Source organism: Nocardioides imazamoxiresistens (genome assembly GCF_032378595.1).
Lineage (GTDB): Bacteria > Actinomycetota > Actinomycetes > Propionibacteriales > Nocardioidaceae > Nocardioides > Nocardioides imazamoxiresistens.
In genome coordinates this window covers 353,312-375,463 of the sequence record NZ_JAVYII010000003.1, presented here as the reverse complement: position 1 = coordinate 375,463, position 22,152 = coordinate 353,312, and the positions used below count along the sequence as shown (strand labels likewise).

The window sequence follows — 22,152 nt, the reverse complement described above, 5'->3', positions numbered from 1 at the left end:
GCCTCTCGCGCCCGACCGTGTCGCCGGTCACACCGACCGTTTGACAAAAGTAGGGCCGATGTAAAGCAGTGGCAAGGGTTCGGCCGCGCCGGGTCGTCGCGCGGCGATGGCCTAGGGTGGCGCGCACCGACGGGAAGGGAGCCCATGGGCGAGGGGGACGGCTGGTTCGAGCGCCCGGCGACGATCAGCCGCAAGGGCGCCGCCGAGGCGGTCTTCGACGACCTGCGCGCCGCGATCGAGGCGGGCGAGCTCGCCGTCGGGTCACGACTGCCGGCCGAGGCCAGCCTGGCGTCGCGCTACGGCGTGAGCCGGCCCGTCGTGCGCGAGGCGCTCCGCTCCACCCAGGCCCTGGGGCTGACCCAGACCCGCACCGGCAGCGGGACGTACGTCGTCGCCGCGGCCCCCGCGCCCACCTACGGCACCTACTCGGCGCGCGACCTCGTCGAGGCGCGGCCGTTCATCGAGGTGCCGGCCGCCGGGTGGGCGGCCGAGCGCCGCAGCCCCGAGCAGCTCGCCGGACTGGTCGCGATCGCCGACGAGATGGACGCCGAGCTCGACCCGCACGCCTGGGTCGAGCTGGACTCCCGCTTCCACTCCGCCATCGCGGAGGCCTCGGGCAACAACCTCTTCGCGAAGGTCGTCGCGGACGCCCGTGACGCACTGACGCACCAGTCCGAGCTGATCAACCTCGTCGCCCACCGGCGCGAGGCCTCCAACGCGGAGCACCGGCGCATCCTCGACGCCATCGACGCCGGCGACGGCGACGGCGCCCGCACGCGGATGGCCGAGCACCTGAGCGAGGTCGCGCAGGTGCTCGACGGCCTCACGGCCGCGCGACGGCCTCGGGCGTGACGGGGATGGCGGCGAGCCGCTCCGGGCGCAGGGCCTCGGCCAGCGCGGCGGCGTCGAGCAGACCCCGCTCGAGCACGATCTCGGGCACCGTCCGCCCCGAGACCAACGCCTCCTGCGCGACCTCCGTCGCGGCGTAGTAGCCGATCAGCGGGTTGAGCGCGGTCGCCAGGCCGATCGACTCCCGCACCCGCGCGGCCATCACGTCGGCGTTGGCGACGATGCCGTCGACGCAGCGGTCCGCGAGCGTGCGGCAGGCCGCGGAGAGCTGCGTGATGCTCTGCAGCAGGGCGTGCACGATCACCGGCTCGAACGCGTTGAGCTGCAGCTGGCCGGCCTCGGCCGCCATGGTCACCGTGACGTCGTGGCCGATGACGGCGTACGCCACCTGGCTCACCATCTCGGGGATCACCGGGTTCACCTTCCCCGGCATGATGCTCGACCCGGCCTGCATCGGCGGGAGGGTGATCTCCCCGAGCCCGGCGCGCGGACCCGACGACAGCAGCCGCAGGTCGTTGCACGTCTTCGACAGCTTCACCGCGACCCGCTTGAGCACGCCGGACAGGTGCACGAAGGCGCCCGGGTCCTGGGTCGCCTCGACGAGGTTGGCCGCCGTGACGAAGGGCCTGCCCGTGAGCCGACCCAGGTGCGCGCAGGCCAGCGCCGCGTACCCCTCCGGCGCGTTGAGGCCGGTGCCGATCGCGGTGGCGCCGAGGTTGATCTCGAGCAGCAGCGTGGCCGCCTCCGAGAGCCGCGCCCGGTCCTCGCCGACCATCACCTCGAAGGCGGAGAACTCCTGGCCCAGGGTCATCGGCACGGCGTCCTGCAGCTGGGTGCGCCCGACCTTCACCATCCGGGCGAACTCGGCGGCCTTGCGGCCGAACGCGTCCTCGAGACGGACCATCGAGGACAGCAGGCCGTCGAGCGCCGAGACCAGTGCGACGTTGACCGCGGTCGGGTACGCGTCGTTGGTCGACTGGCTGAGGTTGACGTGGTCGTTGGGGTGCAGGTGCGCGTACGCCCCCCGCGGGTGGCCGAGCAGCTCGAGCGCCCGGTTCGCGATCACCTCGTTCGCGTTCATGTTCGTCGACGTGCCGGCGCCGCCCTGGATCATGTCGACGACGAACTCCTCGTGCAGCGCGCCGCCGCGGATCTCGCGGCAGGTCGAGACGATGGCCTCGTAGCGGGCGTCGTCGAGCAGCCCGAGCTCGTGGTTCGCGGCGGCCGAGGCCTGCTTGACGACCGCGAGGGCCGCGACCAGGTCGGCGTGGTGGCCGATCGGGATGCCGGTGACCTGGAAGTTCGCAACCGCGCGGGCGGTGTGCACGCCCCAGTACGCGGACACCGGCACCTCCAGCTCGCCGAGGAGGTCGCGCTCGGTGCGGGTGGTGCGGGGGAGGTCGACGGGCGGGCCGGCCGGGTCGGCGGTGGGGGCTGCGGGCGTGGTGGTCTCGGCCACGGACGGTTCCTCTCGGTGCGGCGGTGCCGCGTTCTGTCAGGCTGTCTTACAGATCAGCGTCGCACGCGGGCACCTCGCGGTCAACGCCTCGCGCCCTCTTGACGCCTCCCGGACGCCCGTGCCACCCTCCTCGGCGAATGTGATCTGTCATACAGGTTGACAGGTATGCAGACCTCCCTCACCCCGACCGCGAGCACCTGCCGCGGCCGGGCAGCGCGAAGGAGCAGGTGAGATGAAGACCGACCCCACCACCGGTGTGCCCGGGCACGTCGTCCCGACCGAGGAGAACGGCTTCCGCAAGGAGCTGCGCCCCCGACAGATCCAGATGATCGCCATCGGCGGAGCGATCGGCACGGGCCTCTTCATGGGCGCGGGCGGCCGGCTCGCCGACGCCGGCCCGGCCCTCGTGCTGACCTACGCGATCTGCGCGTTCTTCGCGTTCCTCGTGCTCCGCGCGCTGGGCGAGCTGATCCTGCACCGGCCGAGCTCCGGCTCGTTCGTCTCCTACGCCCGCGAGTTCTACGGCGAGAAGATGGCGTTCACCGCCGGCTGGCTGTACTGGCTGAACTGGGCGATGACCTCGGTCGCGGACGTCACCGCCGTCGCGCTCTACATGAACTTCTTCAAGCAGTACTCCCCCGCGCTCGCGGCGGTCGACCAGTGGGTCTTCGCTCTCGTGGCCCTCGTCCTGGTGCTCGGGATGAACCTGCTGTCGGTGAAGGTCTTCGGCGAGCTGGAGTTCTGGTTCGCGCTGGTGAAGGTGCTGGCCCTCGTCACCTTCCTCGTCGTCGGCATCGCGTTCGTCGTGCTCGGCACGCCGGTCGACGGGCACCAGCCCGGCCTCTCGCTCATCACCGACCACGGCGGCCTGTTCCCGAACGGCGTGCTCCCCGCGTTCGTCGTCATGCAGGGCGTCGTCTTCGCGTACGCCTCCATCGAGCTGGTCGGCACCGCGGCGGGCGAGACGGAGAACGCGCGCGAGGTGATGCCCCGCGCGATCCGCACCGTCATCTTCCGCCTCGCCGTCTTCTACGTCGGCTCCGTCCTGCTGCTGACCCTGCTGCTGCCGAGCACGGCGTACAACGCCGGCGAGAGCCCCTTCGTGACCTTCTTCGGATCGATCGGGGTCGAGGGCGCCGACGTCGTGATGAACCTCGTCGTGCTGACGGCGGTGCTGTCCTCGCTGAACGCGGGCCTGTACTCCACCGGGCGGATCCTGCACTCGATGGCGCACTCGGGATCGGCGCCCGCCGCGCTCGGGAAGGTCAACCGCGCCGGCGTGCCCTACGGCGGCATCCTCGTCACCGCCGTCGTCACGGCCCTCGGCGTCGCGCTGAACGCCGTCGTGCCCGCCTCGGCGTTCGAGATCGCCCTCAACCTGTCCGCGCTCGGCATCATCAGCGCCTGGGCCGTCATCATCCTGTGCCAGCTGCGGCTGTGGCAGCTCGCGCGCGACGGCCTGCTGGAGCGCCCCGACTTCCGCATGTTCGGCGCCCCCTGGACCGGCGTCCTCACCCTCGTCTTCCTGCTGGCCGTGGTGGTCCTGATGGCGTTCGACCGGCCCGTCGGGACGTGGACGGTGGCCTCCATCGCCGTCATCGGGCCGGCGCTCGTGGTGGGATGGTTCTGCTGCCGCGACCGCATCGCCGCGCTCGCGGCCCCCGACACCCGCTCCGGAGAGGAGCCTGCGTGACCCTCGCCCTGGTCACCACCGGCGGCACGATCGCCAGCGTCCGCGCGCCCGACGGCGCCAGCTCCCCGGTCCTCGGGGCGGCCGACGTGCTCGCGGGGGCGGTGGCGCGCGGCGAGGTCGCGGCCGCCGACCTCCGCGTCGTCGACCTGCTCGCCAAGGACTCCTCGGCGCTGACGCTCGCGGACATGCAGCGCATCAGCGACGCCGTCGCGGAGCAGCTGGGTACGCCCGGCACCCGCGGCGTCGTCGTGCTGCACGGCACGGACAGCCTGGAGGAGACCGCCCTGCTGCTGCACCTGCAGCTGCGGCCCGCCGCGCCCGTCGTGCTGACGGGCGCGATGCGTACCGCCGACTCGCCCGACAGCGACGGCCCGGCGAACCTGGCGGCGGCGCTCGCGGAGGTCACCGTCGGCCGGCCCGGGGTCCGGGTGGCCTTCGGCGGGCGGCTCTTCGAGGCGCCGGGGCTGACCAAGCGCAGCGCGGACGCCCCGGACGCGTTCGCGAGCGAGGCCGTCGGGGCGTTGCCGCACCTGGCCGCGCGGGTGGACGGCGTACGCGTCGACGTCGTGGCCGTGCACCCCGGCGTGGACGCCACCCACCTCGACGCGAGCCTGGCCGCCGGCGCCCACGGCGTCGTGCTGGCCGGGCTCGGGGCGGGCAACGCCACGGCCGAGGTCGTCGCGGGCGTACGCCGCTGCCGCGACGCGGGCGTGCCCGTCGTGGTCTCCAGCCGGGTGCCCGAGGGCGTGCTCACGCCGTCGTACGGCGGGGGTGGCGGCGGCCACGACCTCGCCGCGGCCGGCGCCGTGCACGCGCGCGTCCTGCGCCCCGGCCAGGCCCGGATCCTGCTGGCGGCCCTCGTCGCCTCGGGCGCCGACGACGCCTCCGTGCGCGCCGCGTTCGCGGCCTGAGCCCCGGCCGGCCCCTCCGGCCGCCCCTCCGGCCGCCCCCCTGGGTCGCGGTACCTCCGATAGTCGAGGACTATCGGAGGTACCGCGACCCCGTGGCGTGAGGGAACGTCAGGAGTTCTCCTTGCGGAACACGGACGTGCCCCACCACAGACCGAGGGCGAGCAGGGCGAGCGCCCAGGCCACGCCCCACGCGACCCCGCTGGAGCCGAAGTCGCCGACGAAGGTGCCGCGCACCGCGTCGGTGATCCAGCGGAACGGCATGAAGTCGCTGGTCGTCTCCAGCCACGCCGGCCCCAGCGTCATCGGCAGCATGATCCCGCTGAGCAGCAGGACCGGCATCATCACCATGTTGATCAGCGGGGCCATCACGTCCTCGCTCTTGGTGGTCAGCGCGAGCGCGTTCGAGGCGGCCGCGCACGCGCCGCCGACGGCCAGCGTGATGACGATGCCGGCCACCACGCCGAGCACGTCGCCGCGCATGCCCATCCAGTAGCCGAGGCCGACCAGGATCAGCGCCTGGACCAGCAGCAGCGTGAGGTCGCGGGTCAGGCGCCCGAGCAGCAGGGCCGCCCGGCTCGCCGGCGTGACCCGCTCGGCCTCGACCACGCCCTCGCGCCACTCCGCGATCAGCCCGAAACCGGCGAAGAACGCCCCGAACATGCCGAGCTGCACGAGCAGGCCGGGCACGAGGAACGTGTACGGGTTGTCGGTGGGCAGGTCGAACGAGCTCACCAGCGGACGCAACAGCGGACCGAACAGCACCAGGTAGAGCACCGGCTGCATGATCCCGATCAGCACCCACGCCGGGTTGCGCAGGTTCATCCGGATCTGGCGGCGGAACACGATCGAGGTGTCGCGCAGCAGCCCGTTGGGCTGCAGCGGGTCGACCGTCGGCGTGGCCGGCGTGGCGCCGGCCCGTCCGGGGGTGGTGGTCGCGGTCATCGGCCCGCTCCTTCCAGCTGGGTGTCGTCGGGAGTGCCGGTCCGGGGGTCCCCGCCGTCGGGGTCCCCGTCGGCCTCAGCGTCCGCCTGCGCGTCGCGCAGCGAGCGGCCCGTCAGGGTCAGGAACACGTCGTCGAGGGTCGGGCGCAGGACCTCGATCGAGTCGAGCGAGACGCCGGAGGCGTCGAGGTCGCGCAGGAGCCCGGGCACGGCGCGCCCGGCCCGGCGCACCCGTGCCCGCACGTGCCGCTCGTCGACCTCGAGACCCTCGCCGATGGCCCCGAGCCGCTCGGCCGCGACCGCGACCTGCTCGGCGGCGGCCACCTCGAGGTCGACCAGGTCACCGGCGACCTGCGCCTTGAGGTTGTCGGCCGTGTCGGAGGCGACGATGCGGCCCTTGTCGATGATGACGATCCGGTCGGCGAGGGCGTCGGCCTCGTCGAGGTAGTGGGTCGTCAGGAAGACCGTCGCACCGCGACGCTCGCGCAGGCCGCGGATGTGCTCCCACAGGTTGGCACGCGCCTGCGGGTCGAGACCGGTGGTCGGCTCGTCGAGGAAGACGAGCCCGGGCTCGTGGACCAGGCCCATCACGATGTCGAGGCGACGCTTCTGGCCGCCCGACATGTTCTTGGGCATCCGCCGCCACAGCCCCTCCAGGTCGAGCTGCTCGAACAGCTCCTGACCCTTGGCCACCGCCGAGCGGCGGGTCATGCCGTAGAGCATGGCGTGGTCGACGACCTCGTCGCCGGCGAAGGCCCCGGAGAAGGTGGAGCCGACCTGCGAGACGTAGCCGATCGCGCGGCGCACCTGCACCGCCTGGGTCGCCACGTCGTAGCCGGCGACCCGGGCGGTGCCCGCCGTCGGTCGCAGCAGCGTGGTGAGCATCCGCAGGGTGGTCGTCTTCCCGGCGCCGTTCGGCCCCAGGAACCCGACGACCTCGCCCTCCGCGACGTCGAGGTCGACGCCGGCGACGGCGTGCACCTCGGTCTTCTTCCTGCCCTGCCCCGTCAGGAAGGTCTGCACGAGCCCTCGTGCCTCGATCATGGGATCTCCTCGTCTCCGTCGCCCTCGGGCCCAGTGAAGCGCCCGGCGTCGGCCGGGGTCGAGCGCTTTTCGACCCGGTCGTCGCGACAGAGGGACCCGCGCCGCGCGCCGGACTCATCGGCGCGCCTCCTACGATCGCGCCATGGCTCACCCCCTCGGCATCGACTTCGGCGGCAGCGGAATCAAGGCGGCCCCGGTGGACCTCGACCGCGGCGAGTTCGCCGCGGAGCGGGTCCGGATCCCCACGCCCCGGGCCTCGACCCCCGACAACGTCGCGGCGGTCCTGGGCGAGCTCGCGGCGGCGTACCCCCGGTCCGGCGACGGACCCGTCGGCGTGACGGTGCCCGGCGTCGTGCGCCACGGCGTGATCGGCTCCGCGGCCAACATCGACGACAGCTGGATCGGCACGGACGCCGCGCAGGTCTTCGGCTCCGCGCTGGGTCGCCCGGTGCACGTGCTCAACGACGCGGACGCGGCGGGGCTGGCGGAGGTGGCGTACGGCGCCGCGCGCGGCCACACCGGCCTCGTCGTGGTGACCACCCTCGGCACCGGCATCGGCGCCGCGATCGTGCACGACGGCACGCTCGTGCCGAACGCCGAGCTGGGCCACCTGTGGCTCGACCTGGGCGAGGGTGCCGAGCCGCGCGCCGTGCACGCCGAGAGCTGGGCGGCCAACAGCGCCCGCGAGCGGGAGGACCTGGGCTGGGAGGAGTGGGCCGAGCGGCTCAGCGTCTACTACGCCACCCTCGAACGCCTCTTCTCCCCCGACCTCGTGGTGGTGGGCGGCGGGGTCAGCAAGAAGGCGGACAAGTTCCTGCACCTGGTGCGCACGTCGGTGCCCCTGGTGCCCGCCGCCCTGCGCAACTCGGCCGGCATCGTCGGCGCCGCGCTGGCCGCCAGCCGCGCCTAACCGTCCGTCGGCTCCGCCGCCACGGCGTCGAGCGCCGCGACGACGCCCTCGAGGTAGCGGGCCACCACCTCACGCTCCGCGTCGTCGAACGACGCGTCGAGCTCGGCCAGCGCGAGGAACATCGGCAGCAGGTGGGTGCGGGCCTCACCGCGCCCGGAGTCGGTGACGACCACCTCGGTGCGGCGCCGGTCGGCCGGGTGCGCGCGCCGCTCGGCGTGTCCGCGCGCCACCAGCCGGTCGACGATCCCGGTCGCGGCCGGCCGCGTGACGTCGAGGGCCCCGGCCAGCTCACCGGGCCCGGTGGCGTCCCTCGAGAGCATCTCCAGGGCCGACAGCTCGTGGTCGCTGAGGCCGGCGCGGCGGGCGACCACGCGGCGTACCGTCGCGCCCCGGGCCAGCACCCGGCGCAGCGCGACCAGCGACGACGACTCCGCCCATCCCCGCGGACTGGACATTTTGATTCACCTACTTAATCATTCACGATCTGAAGTACTTGTCCCACTCTGACACCCAGGAGTCCCCATGGTCCAGGCATCGGCCGGATTCCGTGCCATCGTCGTCGGACGACGCACGGCATGGCTCGTCGCCCTGCTGCCCCTCCTCCTCGCCGGCCTGCTGATCGGTCTCGTCGGCGAGGGCGAGCGTGAGCGCACCCCCCTGGACGGCCTGCCGGCCGGCCTGGACAGCACGTACGCCGCCGAGCTCGCCGAGGAGCTGCCCGAGAGCGACGGGAGCGTGGCGGTCGTCCTCTTCACCGCCGACAGCATCGCCGACGAGCAGGGCGCCCTCGAACAGCTCACGAGCGAGCTGACCGGTGGCGCTCCCACGCTGCAGGTCGCCGAGGACGACACCGCCGCGATCGCGGTCGTGCCCGTCGACGCGTCGTCGGCGACGGAGGTGGGCGAGCAGGTCACCGAGCTGCGCGACCGGCTCGCGAGTGACGTGCCGGACGGCGTCGAGGCGCAGGTGACCGGCCCCGCGGGCATCGAGGCCGACCTGGCCGCCGTGTTCGAGGGCGCCAACTTCCGCCTCCTCGCGGTCACCGCGATCGTCGTCGCGCTGCTGCTCGTGATCACCTACCGCAGCCCCGTGCTGTGGGTCGTGCCGCTCACCGTGGTCGGCGTGGCCGACCGGCTCGCCGCCGTGCTGGCCACCCACGTGCTCGCCTTCTTCGACGTCGCCTGGGACGAGTCGACCATCGGCATCCTCTCGGTGCTGGTCTTCGGAGCGGGGTCGAACTACGCCCTGCTCCTCATCAGTCGCTACCGCGACGAGCTGAGGACCCGGGAGGACCGCCGCGAGGCGATGGCGGTCGCGCTGCGGCACACCGCCGAGGCCGTGCTGACCAGCGCCTTCACCGTCGTCGCCGGCGTGCTCACCCTGCTGCTCTCCCTCACCCCGACCACCCGCGGCCTCGGCCTCGCCTGCGGCGTCGGCATCCTCGTGGCGGCCGCGTTCGTGCTCGTCGTGCTGCCCGCCGCCCTCGTCGGGTTCGGCCGCTGGATCTTCTGGCCGAAGGTCCCCCACCACGGCGACGCCGCCCTCGTGGACACCCGCTCGGCGTGGCGCCGCGTCGGTGACGCCGTGGCGCGCAAGCCCTGGGCGTATGTCGCCGGGTCGACCGTCCTGCTCGCCGCGATGGCGGCGGGCACCACGCAGATCTCGGCCGGCCTCGACACCGCCGAGCAGTTCCTCGACACCCCCGAGGCGATCACCGCGAGCGAGCGGATCGGCGAGTCCTTCCCCGCCGGCACGGCCGAGCCCACCCAGGTGCTCACCCGCGCCGACCCCGACGAGGTGCTCGCGGCCGTCGAGGACGTGCCCGGCATCGTCTCCGCCCGCCCGAGCGCCGAGGGCGGGGGCGTCACGCAGATCGACGTCACCCTCGACTCCACGCCGGGCAGCGCCGCGGGCGACCGCGCGGTCGAGGACCTGCGCTCCGCGCTCGCCACCTATCCCGACACCCACGTCGGCGGCGCGGGTGCCGACGCGCTCGACGAGACCGACGCCAACGCCCGCGACCGGCTGGTCATCCTGCCGATGATCCTGGGGCTCGTCCTGCTGGTGCTCGGGCTGCTGCTGCGCTCCGTGCTCGCCCCGCTGATCCTGGGGGCGACGGTGGTCGCGACGTACGCCGCCGCGCTCGGCGTGTCCTGGTGGATCTTCACCGGGCTCCTCGGGTTCGAGAACCTCGCCGGGAACGTGCCGCTGTTCGCCTTCCTGTTCCTGGTGGCGCTGGGCATCGACTACAACATCTTCCTCGTCACCCGGACCCGCGAGGAGGCGCGCTCGCACGGGATCCGCGAGGGGGTGCTGCGGGCGCTCGGCGCGACGGGCGGCGTGATCACCAGCGCCGGCATCCTGCTCGCCGCGGTCTTCGCGGTGCTCGGCGTGCTGCCGCTCGTGGTGCTCGCCCAGCTCGGCGTCGTGATCTGCATCGGCGTCCTGCTCGACACGCTGCTGGTGCGCACCGTGGTGGTGCCGGCGATCATCCGGATCCTGGGTGACCGCTTCTGGTGGCCCCGGCGCACGGCCTGACGCATGGCCCGCCCGTCGCGGGGCGCGGCTCCTAGAATCTCCCGCGTGGAGAGGGACCGCGCCCCGCGACGCCCGATCGCGACGCACTACGACCAGGTCGACTGGGCTGCCACCCCGCTGGGCCCGCGTGACGCCTGGTCGCCGTTGCTGCGCTCGACGCTCGACCTCGTGCTGCGCACCCGCTTCCCCGCCTCGCTGGTCTGGGGCGAGGAGCTGGTGCTGCTCTACAACGAGGCGTACGCGGCGCGGGTCGGCGCGAAGCACCCCGCCGCCCTGGGCCGCCCGGCCCCCGCCGTCTTCCCCGAGGCGTGGGGCGCGGTGGGTCCGCTCGTCCAGCGCGCGATGAGCGCCGGCGAGAGCTCGTCGCTCCAGGACGCGGCCATCCCGCTGGACCGACGCGGCTTCCTCGAGGAGAGCTTCTTCAGCGCCTCGCACTCGCCCGTCGTGGCCGAGGACGGACGCATCGCGGGCGTCCTCGAGATCTCGGTCGAGACGACGGACCAGGTGCGGGTGCGGCGTCGGCTCCAGGTCCTCGGCGAGCTCGCGGAGGCGCTCGCCGACGTCCAGGACCTCGAGGAGCTCAGCCGGACCGCGCTGAGGCTGCTGCGCGACCGCGTGCCCGAGCTGCCGGTCGTCGACATCCGCCTGCCGGGCGTCACGCCGAGCGACGCCCAGCGCGACCGGCCCGAGGGCTACGACCCCGAGCGGCCCGGGCTCTGGTTCGACCGCTCCGCCCACCCCGCGGCCACCGCCGGGCCCACGGGCCTGGTGGCGTGGCAGTCCCTGGCCGGGCCGCACCTGGGCGACGTCGAGCCGGTGCGGGGACCGCTCGCGCCGACCGACCAGGCGGTCGTCATCTGCGAGGTCAGCCCGTCGATCGGCCTCGACGTCGCGTACCGCCAGTTCCTGCGGCTGGTCGCGCACACCCTCACCCAGGCGTTCGCCCGGATCGGGGCGCTGCAGCGCGAGCGCGACCAGGCGGCCGGCGACCGGGCGATGTCCCTGGAGCTGCAGCGCTCGCTGCTGACCTCTCCGGTCGCGGCCACGGACCTCGACGGCGTGGAGCTGGCCGTGCGCTACGAGCCCGCGGCGAGCCGGGAGCAGGTGGGCGGCGACTGGCACGACGCGTTCTGCCTGCCCGGCGGCCGGCTGATGGTCGCGGTGGGCGACGTCGCCGGCCACGACCGCCACGCTGCCGGGGTCATGGCGCAGGTGCGGAACCTGACCCGGGGCATCGCGCACCAGGCCGCGACCGGGCCCGGCGTCCTCGACGACCCGGACCTGCCGGGCCCCGCCCAGGTCCTCGAGCACCTCGACGCGGCGACGTACGCCTTCCGCGTCGGCACCGTCACCACCTGCGTGCTGGCGACGCTCCACGCCGAGGAGGGTGGGCACCGGCTGCGCTGGTCGAGCGCCGGGCACCCGCCCCCCGTCCTGCTCCTGCCCGACGGCAGCGTCACGACGCTCGAGGGCTCCGACCCGCTGCTCGGGATGGACCACCGGCTGCACCGCACCGACCACGAGGTCCTGCTCGCTCCCGGTTCGACGCTGCTGATGTACACCGACGGGCTGGTCGAGCGCCGCAAGCAGCTGCTCGACGAGGGCATCGACCGGGTCCGCGCCGCGGTCGCCGGCCGCACCGACCTGGCGCCCGAGGCGCTGTGCGACCACGTGCTCGCCGCGCTCGCCCCGTACGAGGACGACGACGTGGCGATGCTGGCGCTGCGCACGGCGCCGCCGCAGTGAGGAACGCGCGGCCGTGACCCTCGCGGTCGTGCTGGTCCTGGTCGGCTCCTGCGCCCACGCGGCCTGGAACCTGCTGGCCGTCGCCGGCCGCACCGACCCGCGGGGGTTCCTGCTCGCCGCCACCCTGGTCGCGCTCGCCGCGTGCGCGCCGCTCGCGATCGTGCGGCTCGCGGCCGGCGGCACCGCGCTCGCCGACCTGCGGGGCGCCCTCGTCCTGGGGGCGGTCTCCGGCCTGCTGCACACCGCGTACGCCCTCTCGCTGCAGGTCGCCTACCGCCACGGCGACGTCGGCGTCGTCTACCCCGTCGCCCGCGGTGTCGGGCCCCTGCTCGCGGTCGTCGCCGGCTGGGTCCTGTTCTCGGAGGCCGTCACGGGCGTGCACGCGGCCGGGGTGGGGCTGGTGCTCACCGGGGTCGCCGTCGCGGCCGCCGAGGAGCAGCGATCGGCGCCGGTGGGCCCGGGGGACGCCGGCTCGGCCGGACCGGCGGTCGGGAGCGCGGGGGCGGGTCTGGTCGGCGGCCTCGTCGTCGGGACGGCCGTCGCGGCCTACACGGTGTGGGACGCCCACGCCGTGGGCGACCGGGGCGCCGACCCCGTCGCGTACTACCTCGTCACCGGCCTGGTGCAGCTGCTCGTGCTGCTCGCCGTGAGCGGCGCGGGGCGCGCCCGCCGCGTGCGGGAGGTCGTCCGCACCACCCCGCTCGCCGTGGTCGGTGTCGGGCTGCTGGTGCCGACGTCCTACCTGCTGGTGCTGTTCGCGATGACGATGGCGCCGCTCTCCGTCGTCGCGCCGCTGCGTGCGACCAGCGTCGTGATCGGCGCGGTGGGCGCCTGCGTCCTGCTGCGCGAGGGGCGCCTCGCGCCGCGGCTCGCCGCCGCGGCCGTCGTCGCCGCCGGGGTCACGGCCGTCGGCCTGTGACCCCGCGCGGCGTCGGCCTCAGATCTTCGTGTGCTCCTCGCCCGCGATGGCCGCGGCGACGGCCTTCGGGACGGCGGGGTCGAAGACGCTCGGGATGATGAAGCTCGGGTTGAGCTCCTCGTCGCTGACCACGAGGGCGATCGCCTCGGCGGCGCGCAGCAGCGCCTCCTGGGTGACCTCGGTGGCGCGGGCGTCGAGCAGGCCGCGGAACACGCCGGGGAAGGCGAGCACGTTGTTGATCTGGTTCGGGTAGTCCGAGCGGCCCGAGGCGACGACCTTGGCGTACTGCCCCGCCACGTTGGGGTCGATCTCCGGGTCGGGGTTCGCCAGCGCGAAGACGACCGGGTCGCGGCCCATCGCCGGGATCCACTCGGCCTTGAGGATGTTGGGGGCCGAGACGCCGATGAAGACGTCGGCGCCGACCAGCGCGTCCTGCAGCGTGCCGCGGACCTTGCGCGGGTTGGTGCGGCGGGCGAGGTCGAGCTGCGCCGGCGGGAGGGTCTCGTCGTCGCCGACGAGGCAGCCGACCTTGTCGGAGACCACGATGTCGCTGACGCCGGCCGCGAGCAGCAGGCCCACGATCGCGGTGCCCGCGGCGCCGGCGCCGGAGACGACGACCTTGACGGTCTCGAGCTTCTTGTCGACGACGCGCAGCGCGTTGGTCAGCGCGGCGAGCACGACGATGGCCGTGCCGTGCTGGTCGTCGTGGAAGACGGGGATGTCGAGCTTCTCGCGCAGGCGGGCCTCGATCTCGAAGCAGCGGGGCGCGGAGATGTCCTCGAGGTTGATGCCGCCGAAGCCGGGGGCGATCATCTCGACGGCCTTGACGATCTCGTCGGTGTCCTGGGTGGCCAGGCAGATCGGCCACGCGTCGATGTCGGCGAAGCGCTTGAACAGCGCCGCCTTGCCCTCCATGACGGGCAGCGCCGCGCCGGGGCCGATGTTGCCGAGGCCCAGGACCGCGGAGCCGTCGGTCACGACCGCGACCGAGTTGCCCTTGATCGTCAGGCGCGGCACGTCCTCGGGGTTCTCCGCCAGCGCCTTCGACACGCGGCCGACGCCGGGGGTGTACGCCATCGACAGGTCGTCACGGGTGCGCAGCGCGACCTTCGAGGAGACCTCGATCTTGCCGCCGAGGTGGAGCAGGAAGGTGCGGTCGGAGACCTTGTGCACCGCGACGCCCTCGAGCGCGTTGACCGCCTCGACCAGCTGGTGGGAGTGGTCGGAGTTGCGCGCCGAGCAGGTGACGTCGAGGGTCACGCGGTCGTGGCGCGACTCGGCGATGTCGATCGCGGTGACGATGCCGCCGGCCTCCGAGATCGCCGTCGCCACCGTGCCGATGTGGCTGTTGTCCGGCGTCGTGTGCAGGCGCATGGTGATGGAGTACGACGACGTGGTCGGGGGCGTGGTGGCTGCCATGGGCAGCAGCCTCCTGCGCCCCCGTGGTTACGGGCAAGTCACCTCCGACCGCAACGACCGAAACGTCACCGCCGTCACACCGGTACGCCCTGCAGGAACAGCTCGTGGATCCTCCCGTCCCCGTCGACCTCGGGGTGGAACGCGGTCGCGAGCACCGCGCCGCGGCGTACCGCGACCGGGTGGCCCGCGGCCGTCGCCAGCACCTCGACGCCCGGGCCGACCTCCTCGACCCACGGCGCCCGGATGAACACGGCGTGCACGGGATCCGCCAGGCCCGCCACCGCGAGGTCCGTCTCGAACGAGTCGACCTGCCGGCCGAACGCGTTGCGGCGCACCGTCACGTCGAGGCCGCCCAGCGTCGGCTGGCCGGGCGCCCCGTCGAGGAGCCGGTCGGCGAGCAGCACCATCCCGGCGCACGTGCCGAGCACCGGCAGCCCGGCTGCGATCCGCACGCGCAGCGGCTCGAGCAGTCCCACGAGCCCGGCCTGCCGGGCGATCGTCGTGGACTCGCCGCCCGGCAGCACCAGGGCGTCGCACCGGTCGAGCTCGGCGACGCGCCGCACGCGCGACGCCTCGACGCCGAGCCCGGAGAGGACCGCGAGGTGCTCGCGGACGTCGCCCTGCAGGGCGAGGACGCCGACCCTCACCGGTCAGCCCCTCGACGGCCAGCCCTCACCAGCCGCGCTCGGCGAGCCGGTGGGAGACGGGGAGGTCGTCCACGTTGATCCCCACCATCGCCTCGCCCAGCCCGCGGGAGGCCGCGGCGATCTCGTCGGGGTCGTCGAAGAAGGTGGTGGCGCGGACGATCGCGGCCGCGCGCCGCGCCGGGTCACCCGACTTGAAGATGCCGGACCCGACGAACACGCCCTGGGCGCCGAGCTGCATCATCAGCGCCGCGTCGGCCGGCGTCGCGACGCCGCCCGCGCTGAACAGCACGACGGGCAGGGCGCCGGTGCGGGCGACCTCGGCGACGAGGTCGTACGGGGCCTGCAGCTCCTTGGCCGCGACGTAGAGCTCGTCCGGCGCCAGACCGCCAAGACGGCGCACCTCGGCGCGGATGGTGCGCAGGTGCGTCACCGCGTTCGAGACGTCGCCCGTGCCGGCCTCGCCCTTCGAGCGGATCATCGCCGCGCCCTCGCCGATGCGCCGCAGCGCCTCGCCCAGGTTGGTCGCCCCGCACACGAACGGGACCGTGAAGGCCCACTTGTCGATGTGGTGGGCGTAGTCGGCGGGCGTCAGCACCTCGGACTCGTCCACGTAGTCCACGCCGAGGCTCTGCAGCACCTGTGCCTCGACGAGGTGGCCGATGCGGGCCTTGGCCATCACGGGGATCGAGACCGCGGCGACGATGCCGTCGATCATGTCGGGATCGCTCATCCGCGAGACCCCGCCCTGGGCGCGGATGTCGGCGGGCACCCGCTCGAGCGCCATCACCGCTACCGCGCCGGCGTCCTCGGCGATCCTGGCCTGGTCGGGCGTGACGACGTCCATGATCACGCCGCCCTTGAGCATCTCCGCCATGCCGCGCTTGACGCGGGTGGTGCCGGTCGATACCGGTCGGCCGTTCGGGGCGATAGCGCTATCGTTGTTCTCCATGCACGACAGTAGCAGTGCTCGGATCGCGGCCGACCTCCGCGCCTGGGTGGCGACCGCGGCCCCGGGCGCACGGCTGCCGTCCACCCGCTCGCTCGTGGCGGAGCACCAGGTCAGCCCGGTGACGGTGCAGCAGGCGCTGCGCGCCCTGGACGCCGAGGGCCTGGTGGAGACGAGACCGGGGGTCGGGACGTTCGTCCGCGCGGTGCGGACCGCCCGGCCCGTCGACCACGGCTGGCAGACCGCGGCGCTGCGCTCGGCGGAGACGCGCCCGCTGCCGCCCCCGTCGCCCCCGCTGCGCCACCTCCCCAACGACGTGATCAGCCTGCACTCCGGCTACCCCGACCGCGACCTGCTGCCCGAGCGGTTGGTACGCGCCGCGCTCGGCCGCGCCGCCCGCGGCGACGCCGCCCTGGGTCGGGCGCCCGCCTCCGGCCTGCCGGCACTGCAGTCGTGGTTCGCGCGCGAGCTCGGGGCCGCGACGCCGGTCGGCGTCAGCCCGGTCGCCGCGAGCGACGTGGTCGTGCTGCCGGGCAGCCAGAGCGGGCTCGGCTCGATCTTCCGCTCGCTGATCGGCGCGGGCCGCCCGCTGCTCGTCGAGTCGCCGACCTACTGGGGAGCGATCGTGGCCGCGCGCACCGCGGGCGTACGCCTGGTGCCCGTGCCCACGGGCCCCCACGGCGTCGACCCCGACGAGCTCGCGCGCGCGTTCGAGGAGACCGGGGCGCGGCTGTTCTACGCCCAGCCCAGCTACGCCAACCCGACCGGCGCGCAGTGGCCGCCGGAGCTGCAGCGCGCCGTGCTGGAGGTCGTGCGCGGTCACGGCGCCTTCCTCGTCGAGGACGACTGGGCCCACGACTTCGGGATCACCACGAGCGCGAGCCCGGTCGCGGCGCTCGACGAGGCGGGCCACGTCATCTACGTCCGCTCCCTGACCAAGAGCGTCTCGCCGGCGCTGCGGGTGGCCGCCGCGATCGCCCGCGGCCCCGTGCGCGACCGCATCCTGGCCGACCGGGCCGCGGAGGGGATGTACGTCAGCGGCCTCCTGCAGTCCGCCGCGCTCGAGGTGGTCACCGACCCGGGCTGGCGCACCCACCTGCGAGGTCTGCGCGAGCAGCTGCGCTCGCGGCGCGACCTGCTCGTCGCCTCGCTGCGCGAGCACGCGCCGCAGGTCTCCGTCGAGCACGTGCCGGCCGGCGGGCTGAACCTGTGGGCCCGGCTGCCGCGCGGCACCGACGTCGCCCGCCTCGTCGACGACTGCGAGCGGCTCGGGCTGGTCGTCGCGCCCGGTTCGGCGTGGTACCCCGCCGAGGACGCCGCGCCCCACGTGCGGCTCAGCTTCGCGGGCAGCGACCCGTCGGCGTACCCGCGGGCCGCCCGCCTGCTGGCACAGGCCCTCGGCGACCACGCCGCGGCGTAGGTTCTCCACCATGACCGAGGCCATCACCGTCACCGACGCCACCGACGCGTCCCGCTTCGAGATCCACGTCGACGGGGCCCTCGCGGGCTTCGCGGAGTACCGCCTGCGCGACCAGGGCCGCACCGTCGCCGTCACGCACACCGAGATCGACGACGCGTACGCCGGGCGCGGGCTCGCCAAGCAGCTCGCCGTCGGCGTCCTCGAGGACCTGCGCGCGGGCGGGCGCGCGCTGCTGCCCTACTGCCCGTTCTTCTCCGGCTACGTCCGCAAGCACCCCGAGCACCTCGACCTCGTGCCCGCCGAGCGGCGCGCCGAGTTCGACCTGGAGGGCTGATCAGGCCCGCTGCACCAGACTGTCGGGCAGCTCGATGTCGGGCACGAGCTCGACGAGGAGCTCGCGCACACGGGCGTCGATGTCCGCGACGATGCGGCGCACCTCGGTCTCGTCCCTGCCCTTCGGGTCGTCGAGGGGCCAGTCGCGGTAGCGGGCGCCGGGGACGTAGGGGCAGTTCTCGCCGCAGCCCTGCGTGATCGTCAGGTCGCTGGCCGCGATGGTCTCGGCGGTGAGCAGCGTCGGGGACTCGCGCGAGGTGTCGAGACCGAGGGACTCGAGGACGCGGGCGACCTCGGGGTGGACGTGCTCGCCGGGCTCGGTGCCCGCCGACACGGCGACCACGCGGCCGCCGGCGTAGTGCTCGGTGAGCAGGCGCGAGGCGACCGAGCGGCCGCCGTTGGCGCGGCAGGCGAAGACGACCTGCGGGACGTGGCCGGCCGGGGCGGCGCTCCGGGGCGGGGTGGTCACGACGGGGTTCCTCCTGCGGCGGTGGGGCTGCGGTCGCGCAGTCGCAGCGCGACATGGACGAGGGCGACGAGGACCGGCACCTCGATGAGCGGGCCGACGACACCGGCGAGGGCCTGGCCCGAGGCGGCGCCGAAGGTGCCGATCGCCACCGCGATGGCCAGCTCGAAGTTGTTGCCGGCGGCGGTGAAGGCGAGCGTGGACGTCTTCGCGTAGCCCAGCCGCAGGCGCGACCCGACCACCCACGAGACCGCGAACATGAGCAGGAAGTACGCCAGCAGCGGCAGCGCGATGCGGGCGACGTCCCACGGCTGCGAGGTGATGGCCTCGCCCTGGAGCGCGAACAGCACCACGATGGTGAACAGCAGGCCGTAGAGGGCCACGGGGCCGATGCGCGGCAGGAACCGCTGCTCGTACCACTCGCGGCCCCGGGTGCGTTCGCCGACGAGCCGGGTGAGGAAGCCTGCGGCCAGCGGGATGCCCAGGAAGACCAGGACGCTGATCGTGATGGCGCCGATGGAGAACTCCGCCGAGGTGGTGGCCAGGCCGAGCCAGCCGGGGAGGGTCTGGAGGTAGAACCAGCCGAGCGCGGCGAAGGCGACGATCTGGAAGACGGAGTTGAGCGCGACCAGCACCGCGGCCGCCTCCCGGTCTCCGCACGCGAGGTCGTTCCAGATCAGGACCATCGCGATGCAGCGCGCGAGGCCGACGATGATCAGGCCGGTGCGGTACTCGGGCAGGTCCGGCAGCAGCAGCCAGGCGAGGGTGAACATGAGCGCCGGACCGAGCAGCCAGTTCAGCGCCAGCGACGCGACCAGGAGCCGGCGGTCGGAGGTGACGCGAGAGGTCTCGGAGTAGCGGACCTTCGCCAGCACCGGGTACATCATCAGCAGCAGCCCGATGGCGATCGGCAGCGACACGGAGCCGATCTCGACCGCCTCCAGCACCTCGTCGATGCCGGGCACCAGCCGCCCCAGCGCCAGCCCGAGGGCCATCGACGCCACGATCCAGACGGGCAGGAAGCGGTCGAGGAGCGAGAGCCGAGCGGCCACGCGCCCCTCGTCGGCACGGCTCTGCACCTGCTGCCCGCTCATCGCACGCCCCTCCGCCCACTTGGTTCGATGTCCGTCGATGCAGAACCGTGGCGCACTGGTTCGACGTCTGTCAATATGGCAGCATGGCCATCGCGACCCCCGCCCCCTCCGGACCCGCCGGGGCCCCCGGGCTCGGTCAGACCTCGGCCGCCTGCTGCCCGTCCGACGGAGCGCGGACGGCCGGGCTGAGCGAGCAGCAGGCCGTCGCCACCGCCGCGGTGCTGAAGGCCCTGGCCGACCCCGTGCGGCTCCGTCTGTACTCCCGGATCGCGGCCGCCGTCGATGCGGTGTGCGTCTGCGACATCGACGACGTCGGCGTCTCCCAACCGACCGTGTCGCACCACCTGCGCAAGCTCCGCGAGGCGGGGCTCATCGACTGCGAGCGCCGCGGCACGTGGGTCTACTACTGGCCCGTCGACGGTGCGACGGCGGCCGCGCGCGACGTGCTCTGACGAAGCGGGTCCCGACCGCCGCTCCACCTCGCGCCGCCCCCGTCTCCCCCTCACGGGGGAGGAGCGGTTCCGCTGCGCGGCCGATGCGGGCCACCCTCGCGCCGTCCTAGGTTGAGACCACTTCACCGGACGGACGGAGGCACGACATGGCAACGAGGCCGCAGAGGTCCGAGAAGACCTTCGACATGATGAAGCTCGCCATCTGCGTCGGCATCGGCGTAGCGCTCGGCATCGTGTTCGACAACGACCCCCTCGGGGTCCCAAGCCTCGCGATCGGCCCGGCGCTCGGCGTCGTGGTCGCCCGCATCTGGACGAAGGCCGACCGCGCCCGCAAGGACCCGGCCCGCGCCTGAGCTCCCCCAGCACGCGCAGCACCCCCAGCACCCAGCACCCGCAGCACCGCTCACCCCACCCATCTCGGCACTGCTCTCGGAGGTACACGACATGACCGCAACGCTCACCCGGCCCGCAGACCTCGACGTGCTCGACTCCCTGGACGTGGCCGGTGACCTCGGGGCCGAGCTGGCCCAGCAGCAGATCGGCCAGGAGGTCGCGGTGCTGACCGGGATGCCCGGGCTCTCGACCGTGCACTGCCTGACGGTGAGCGCCGACGAGGAGTACCTCCCGACCATGTGACCCGTCCCTAGAGTGAGCCCCATGGGCGGTGCTCTCGCGACGATCTTCCCCGAGCTGGACGCACCGGAGCTCGCACGGCTCCTCGACTGGGTCGACACCCTCACGGAGGGTGTCGGCGCGGACGGGGAGCCGTTCGACGTCCACGCACCCGCCGGCGACCACGCCGACGCGGCCCGCGGCACGATCTTCGGCGACGTCGTGGCACCGCTGGTCGCCGACGTCCTGGACCGCACCGACGCCGACCTGCGGGCGCTGCCCCTCGGCGCCCCCGACCGGGTCTCGGCGCGCATCCGCACCCACGCCGTGCGGCAGGCCACCACGCTCGGCGCCCGGTTCCTCCTGCGCCGCCTCGACGCCGAGCGCCGCGAGGGCCGGCTGCGCGGGACGACGCCCGAGGAGCGCTTCGCCGACTTCGTCGACCACGCTGCCTCGCCGCAGGGTCGCGCCGCGCTCGCCGACGACCTGCCCGACCTGGTCGCCTGGCTGCGCCACGTCACCCGCCTGCGCACCACCGCGCTCGTCGAGGCGCTGGGCGCGACCACCCGCGAGTGGGACGCGCTGACGCGCACGCTGCCCGGCCTGGACGCCCGCGACCGCGTCGTCGACCTGTCCCCCGGGGCCGGGGACACCCATGGCGGCGGCGCCGCCGTCGCGATCCTCGAGCTGGCCTCCGGCGCCCGGGTCGTCACCAAGCCCCGCTCGCTCGCCGTCGAGCAGGGCTTCGCCCGGTTCACCGGCTGGTTCGGCGAGCGGACGGGCGTACCCCTGCCGGCCCCGGCGTCGTGGACCTCGGGGCGTCGGGGGTGGGTGGAGTTCGTCGCGTCCGACCGCTCCCGCAGCCACCCCGACTACCTGCGCACCGCGGGCACCCTGCTCGCAGCGCTGCACCTCCTGCGCGCCACGGACATGCACTACGAGAACCTCGTGCCCGACCCCAGCGGTCTGCCGGTCGTCATCGACGCCGAGTCGCTGTTCACCCCCGCCCTCGTGGGCACCGACCGCCCCGCCGAGGGCCTGCTGGGCGTCGTGGCGACCGGGATGCTCTCGCTGCGCCGGGAGGTGGCCGAGGGCGTCGAGGGAGCCGAGGGGACCGCCGACCTGCTCGACCCGGGCGCCCTGGGCTACCGGGCCGGTGGCCGCTCGCCGTACAGCAGCTGGCGCGCCGTGAACCCCGGACGCGACGACATGCGCCTCGAGATGACGCCGGTGCGCGTCGAGGCCGAGAGCCCCGTGCCGGCCGGCGTCGAGCGGGACCTGCGGGCCGCGGAGGCGCTCGCGTCGGCGTACGAGCAGGCGGTCGACGGGGTGCTGGCCGACCGCGAGGCCGTGGCCGCGGCGATCGAGCGCTGCTTCGAGTCCGGGGAGGTCCGGTACATCCACCGGCCGACGATGTCGTACGCCCAGGTGCTGCGGATGGCCACGCACCCGGCGTTCGCCACCCACCGCGACCGACACCGGGCGCTGGCCCGCCTCGCCGTCCTCGCCCCCCGCACGCCGCCCGCGCTGCTCGACTCGGAGGTGCTCCAGCTGACCGACGGGGACCTGCCCAGTTTCTCCGTCCCGCTGCGGGGTACGACCGTCCTGGACGGTCGGGGAGGGACCACCGGCGCGCGCGCCGTCGCCGCTCCCCTGGAGCAGTGCGTACGCGCGGTCCGCGGGCTGAGCGTCGAGGACGTCGAGAGGGAGGCGGAGCAGGTGCGGGGAAGTCTGTCGGCATGGTGAGGGCGTC

22 protein-coding genes are annotated in these 22,152 nt (G+C 74.2%); 13 read left to right on the top strand and 9 right to left on the bottom strand.

The window, feature by feature from the left end:
- Positions 1-144 precede the first annotated feature (144 nt).
- On the top strand, positions 145-852 hold the full coding sequence (locus RDV89_RS08780; RefSeq protein WP_315732593.1) for a FadR/GntR family transcriptional regulator: 708 nt from the start codon (positions 145-147) through the stop codon (positions 850-852).
- Here the strand turns inward: RDV89_RS08780 and RDV89_RS08775 are convergent.
- Entirely contained in the window at positions 824-2,308 is a 1,485-nt protein-coding gene (locus RDV89_RS08775; protein WP_315732592.1) for an aspartate ammonia-lyase, read from the bottom strand. The two genes, RDV89_RS08780 and RDV89_RS08775, sit on opposite strands and share 29 nt — an antisense overlap.
- Positions 2,309-2,540: 232 nt before the next feature.
- On the opposite strand from RDV89_RS08775, the gene RDV89_RS08770 reads away from it, so the two are divergent.
- Complete coding sequence (locus RDV89_RS08770) at positions 2,541-4,001, top strand: amino acid permease (RefSeq protein ID WP_315732591.1); 1,461 nt, start codon at positions 2,541-2,543, stop codon at positions 3,999-4,001.
- On the top strand, positions 3,998-4,912 hold the full coding sequence (locus tag RDV89_RS08765; RefSeq protein ID WP_315732590.1) for an asparaginase domain-containing protein: 915 nt from the start codon (positions 3,998-4,000) through the stop codon (positions 4,910-4,912). Before RDV89_RS08770 ends, RDV89_RS08765 begins: the two co-directional genes overlap by 4 nt.
- 108 nt (positions 4,913-5,020) lie before the next feature.
- Here RDV89_RS08765 and RDV89_RS08760 read toward each other — a convergent pair whose 3' ends face one another.
- Both RDV89_RS08760 and RDV89_RS08755 read right to left on the bottom strand, forming a co-directional pair.
- Complete coding sequence (locus RDV89_RS08760; RefSeq protein ID WP_315732589.1) at positions 5,021-5,854, bottom strand: ABC transporter permease; 834 nt, start codon at positions 5,852-5,854, stop codon at positions 5,021-5,023.
- Complete coding sequence (locus RDV89_RS08755) at positions 5,851-6,897, bottom strand: ATP-binding cassette domain-containing protein (protein ID WP_315732588.1); 1,047 nt, start codon at positions 6,895-6,897, stop codon at positions 5,851-5,853. The genes RDV89_RS08760 and RDV89_RS08755 overlap by 4 nt, the downstream gene beginning before the upstream one ends.
- A 142-nt stretch (positions 6,898-7,039) precedes the next feature.
- Between RDV89_RS08755 and ppgK the strand changes: the two genes are divergently transcribed.
- Positions 7,040-7,807 carry a polyphosphate--glucose phosphotransferase gene (gene ppgK, locus RDV89_RS08750; RefSeq protein ID WP_315732587.1) on the top strand — a complete coding sequence of 256 codons (768 nt, stop codon included), beginning with the start codon at positions 7,040-7,042 and terminating at the stop codon, positions 7,805-7,807.
- Here the strand turns inward: ppgK and RDV89_RS08745 are convergent.
- Positions 7,804-8,262, bottom strand: a complete 459-nt coding sequence (locus RDV89_RS08745; protein ID WP_315732586.1) for a MarR family winged helix-turn-helix transcriptional regulator — start codon at positions 8,260-8,262, stop codon at positions 7,804-7,806. The two genes, ppgK and RDV89_RS08745, sit on opposite strands and share 4 nt — an antisense overlap.
- A 67-nt stretch (positions 8,263-8,329) precedes the next feature.
- On the opposite strand from RDV89_RS08745, the gene RDV89_RS08740 reads away from it, so the two are divergent.
- Genes RDV89_RS08740 through RDV89_RS08730 form a run of 3 tightly spaced genes read left to right on the top strand, consistent with a single transcriptional unit; the run spans position 8,330 to position 13,010 of the window.
- On the top strand, positions 8,330-10,345 hold the full coding sequence (locus RDV89_RS08740) for an MMPL family transporter (protein ID WP_315732585.1): 2,016 nt from the start codon (positions 8,330-8,332) through the stop codon (positions 10,343-10,345).
- A 45-nt stretch (positions 10,346-10,390) separates the two neighbouring features.
- Positions 10,391-12,091, top strand: coding sequence for a SpoIIE family protein phosphatase (locus RDV89_RS08735; RefSeq protein ID WP_315732583.1), 1,701 nt, complete (start codon positions 10,391-10,393; stop codon positions 12,089-12,091).
- 13 nt (positions 12,092-12,104) lie between these two features.
- Positions 12,105-13,010 carry a DMT family transporter gene (locus tag RDV89_RS08730; protein WP_315732582.1) on the top strand — a complete coding sequence of 302 codons (906 nt, stop codon included), beginning with the start codon at positions 12,105-12,107 and terminating at the stop codon, positions 13,008-13,010.
- Between the two features lie 18 nt (positions 13,011-13,028).
- Here the strand turns inward: RDV89_RS08730 and RDV89_RS08725 are convergent, their stop codons facing one another.
- The 3 genes from RDV89_RS08725 to pdxS form a co-directional block, all read right to left on the bottom strand.
- Positions 13,029-14,429: an NAD-dependent malic enzyme gene (locus RDV89_RS08725; RefSeq protein ID WP_315732581.1), complete on the bottom strand. Its 1,401-nt coding sequence runs from the start codon at positions 14,427-14,429 to the stop codon at positions 13,029-13,031.
- Positions 14,430-14,503: 74 nt separating this feature from the next.
- Positions 14,504-15,076, bottom strand: coding sequence for a pyridoxal 5'-phosphate synthase glutaminase subunit PdxT (pdxT, locus tag RDV89_RS08720; RefSeq protein WP_315732580.1), 573 nt, complete (start codon positions 15,074-15,076; stop codon positions 14,504-14,506).
- A 25-nt stretch (positions 15,077-15,101) separates the two neighbouring features.
- Positions 15,102-16,025 (bottom strand): pyridoxal 5'-phosphate synthase lyase subunit PdxS, encoded by a 924-nt coding sequence (gene pdxS, locus RDV89_RS08715; protein WP_315732579.1) that lies wholly within the window; start codon positions 16,023-16,025, stop codon positions 15,102-15,104.
- Between pdxS and RDV89_RS08710 the strand changes: the two genes are divergently transcribed.
- Positions 16,024-17,442, top strand: a complete 1,419-nt coding sequence (locus tag RDV89_RS08710) for an aminotransferase-like domain-containing protein (RefSeq protein WP_315732578.1) — start codon at positions 16,024-16,026, stop codon at positions 17,440-17,442. The two genes, pdxS and RDV89_RS08710, sit on opposite strands and share 2 nt — an antisense overlap.
- 10 nt (positions 17,443-17,452) lie before the next feature.
- On the top strand, positions 17,453-17,776 hold the full coding sequence (locus RDV89_RS08705; RefSeq protein ID WP_315732577.1) for a GNAT family N-acetyltransferase: 324 nt from the start codon (positions 17,453-17,455) through the stop codon (positions 17,774-17,776).
- Here RDV89_RS08705 and RDV89_RS08700 read toward each other — a convergent pair whose 3' ends face one another.
- Together RDV89_RS08700 and arsB are read right to left on the bottom strand one after the other, a co-directional pair.
- On the bottom strand, positions 17,777-18,244 hold the full coding sequence (locus RDV89_RS08700; RefSeq protein ID WP_315732575.1) for an arsenate-mycothiol transferase ArsC: 468 nt from the start codon (positions 18,242-18,244) through the stop codon (positions 17,777-17,779). It lies immediately after the preceding gene.
- Positions 18,241-19,335 carry an ACR3 family arsenite efflux transporter gene (gene arsB / locus RDV89_RS08695; protein ID WP_315732573.1) on the bottom strand — a complete coding sequence of 365 codons (1,095 nt, stop codon included), beginning with the start codon at positions 19,333-19,335 and terminating at the stop codon, positions 18,241-18,243. The genes RDV89_RS08700 and arsB overlap by 4 nt, the downstream gene beginning before the upstream one ends.
- A gap of 83 nt (positions 19,336-19,418) precedes the next feature.
- On the opposite strand from arsB, the gene RDV89_RS08690 reads away from it, so the two are divergent.
- The 4 genes from RDV89_RS08690 (at position 19,419) to RDV89_RS08675 (ending at position 22,145) form a co-directional block, all read left to right on the top strand.
- Positions 19,419-19,787: an ArsR/SmtB family transcription factor gene (locus tag RDV89_RS08690; protein ID WP_315732572.1), complete on the top strand. Its 369-nt coding sequence runs from the start codon at positions 19,419-19,421 to the stop codon at positions 19,785-19,787.
- A gap of 146 nt (positions 19,788-19,933) precedes the next feature.
- The gene (locus RDV89_RS08685) at positions 19,934-20,140 is read left to right on the top strand and encodes a hypothetical protein (protein ID WP_315732570.1); all 207 of its coding nucleotides are present in this window, start codon (positions 19,934-19,936) and stop codon (positions 20,138-20,140) included.
- A 91-nt stretch (positions 20,141-20,231) separates the two neighbouring features.
- Entirely contained in the window at positions 20,232-20,423 is a 192-nt protein-coding gene (locus RDV89_RS08680; protein ID WP_315732569.1) for a hypothetical protein, read from the top strand.
- A 21-nt stretch (positions 20,424-20,444) separates the two neighbouring features.
- Positions 20,445-22,145 carry a DUF4135 domain-containing protein gene (locus RDV89_RS08675; RefSeq protein ID WP_315732568.1) on the top strand — a complete coding sequence of 567 codons (1,701 nt, stop codon included), beginning with the start codon at positions 20,445-20,447 and terminating at the stop codon, positions 22,143-22,145.
- Positions 22,146-22,152 lie beyond the last annotated feature (7 nt).

Coding starts and splice junctions, on each gene's coding strand:
- RDV89_RS08675 (WP_315732568.1), top strand. CDS start 20,445: ATGGGCGGTGCTCTCGCGACGATCTTCCCCGAGCTGGACGCACCGGAG.
- RDV89_RS08725 (WP_315732581.1), bottom strand. CDS start 14,429: ATGGCAGCCACCACGCCCCCGACCACGTCGTCGTACTCCATCACCATG.
- RDV89_RS08780 (WP_315732593.1), top strand. CDS start 145: ATGGGCGAGGGGGACGGCTGGTTCGAGCGCCCGGCGACGATCAGCCGC.
- RDV89_RS08770 (WP_315732591.1), top strand. CDS start 2,541: ATGAAGACCGACCCCACCACCGGTGTGCCCGGGCACGTCGTCCCGACC.
- RDV89_RS08760 (WP_315732589.1), bottom strand. CDS start 5,854: ATGACCGCGACCACCACCCCCGGACGGGCCGGCGCCACGCCGGCCACG.
- RDV89_RS08755 (WP_315732588.1), bottom strand. CDS start 6,897: ATGATCGAGGCACGAGGGCTCGTGCAGACCTTCCTGACGGGGCAGGGC.
- RDV89_RS08680 (WP_315732569.1), top strand. CDS start 20,232: ATGACCGCAACGCTCACCCGGCCCGCAGACCTCGACGTGCTCGACTCC.
- RDV89_RS08690 (WP_315732572.1), top strand. CDS start 19,419: ATGGCCATCGCGACCCCCGCCCCCTCCGGACCCGCCGGGGCCCCCGGG.
- RDV89_RS08685 (WP_315732570.1), top strand. CDS start 19,934: ATGGCAACGAGGCCGCAGAGGTCCGAGAAGACCTTCGACATGATGAAG.
- RDV89_RS08705 (WP_315732577.1), top strand. CDS start 17,453: ATGACCGAGGCCATCACCGTCACCGACGCCACCGACGCGTCCCGCTTC.
- RDV89_RS08740 (WP_315732585.1), top strand. CDS start 8,330: ATGGTCCAGGCATCGGCCGGATTCCGTGCCATCGTCGTCGGACGACGC.
- RDV89_RS08745 (WP_315732586.1), bottom strand. CDS start 8,262: ATGTCCAGTCCGCGGGGATGGGCGGAGTCGTCGTCGCTGGTCGCGCTG.
- RDV89_RS08710 (WP_315732578.1), top strand. CDS start 16,024: ATGCACGACAGTAGCAGTGCTCGGATCGCGGCCGACCTCCGCGCCTGG.
- ppgK (WP_315732587.1), top strand. CDS start 7,040: ATGGCTCACCCCCTCGGCATCGACTTCGGCGGCAGCGGAATCAAGGCG.
- pdxS (WP_315732579.1), bottom strand. CDS start 16,025: ATGGAGAACAACGATAGCGCTATCGCCCCGAACGGCCGACCGGTATCG.
- arsB (WP_315732573.1), bottom strand. CDS start 19,335: ATGAGCGGGCAGCAGGTGCAGAGCCGTGCCGACGAGGGGCGCGTGGCC.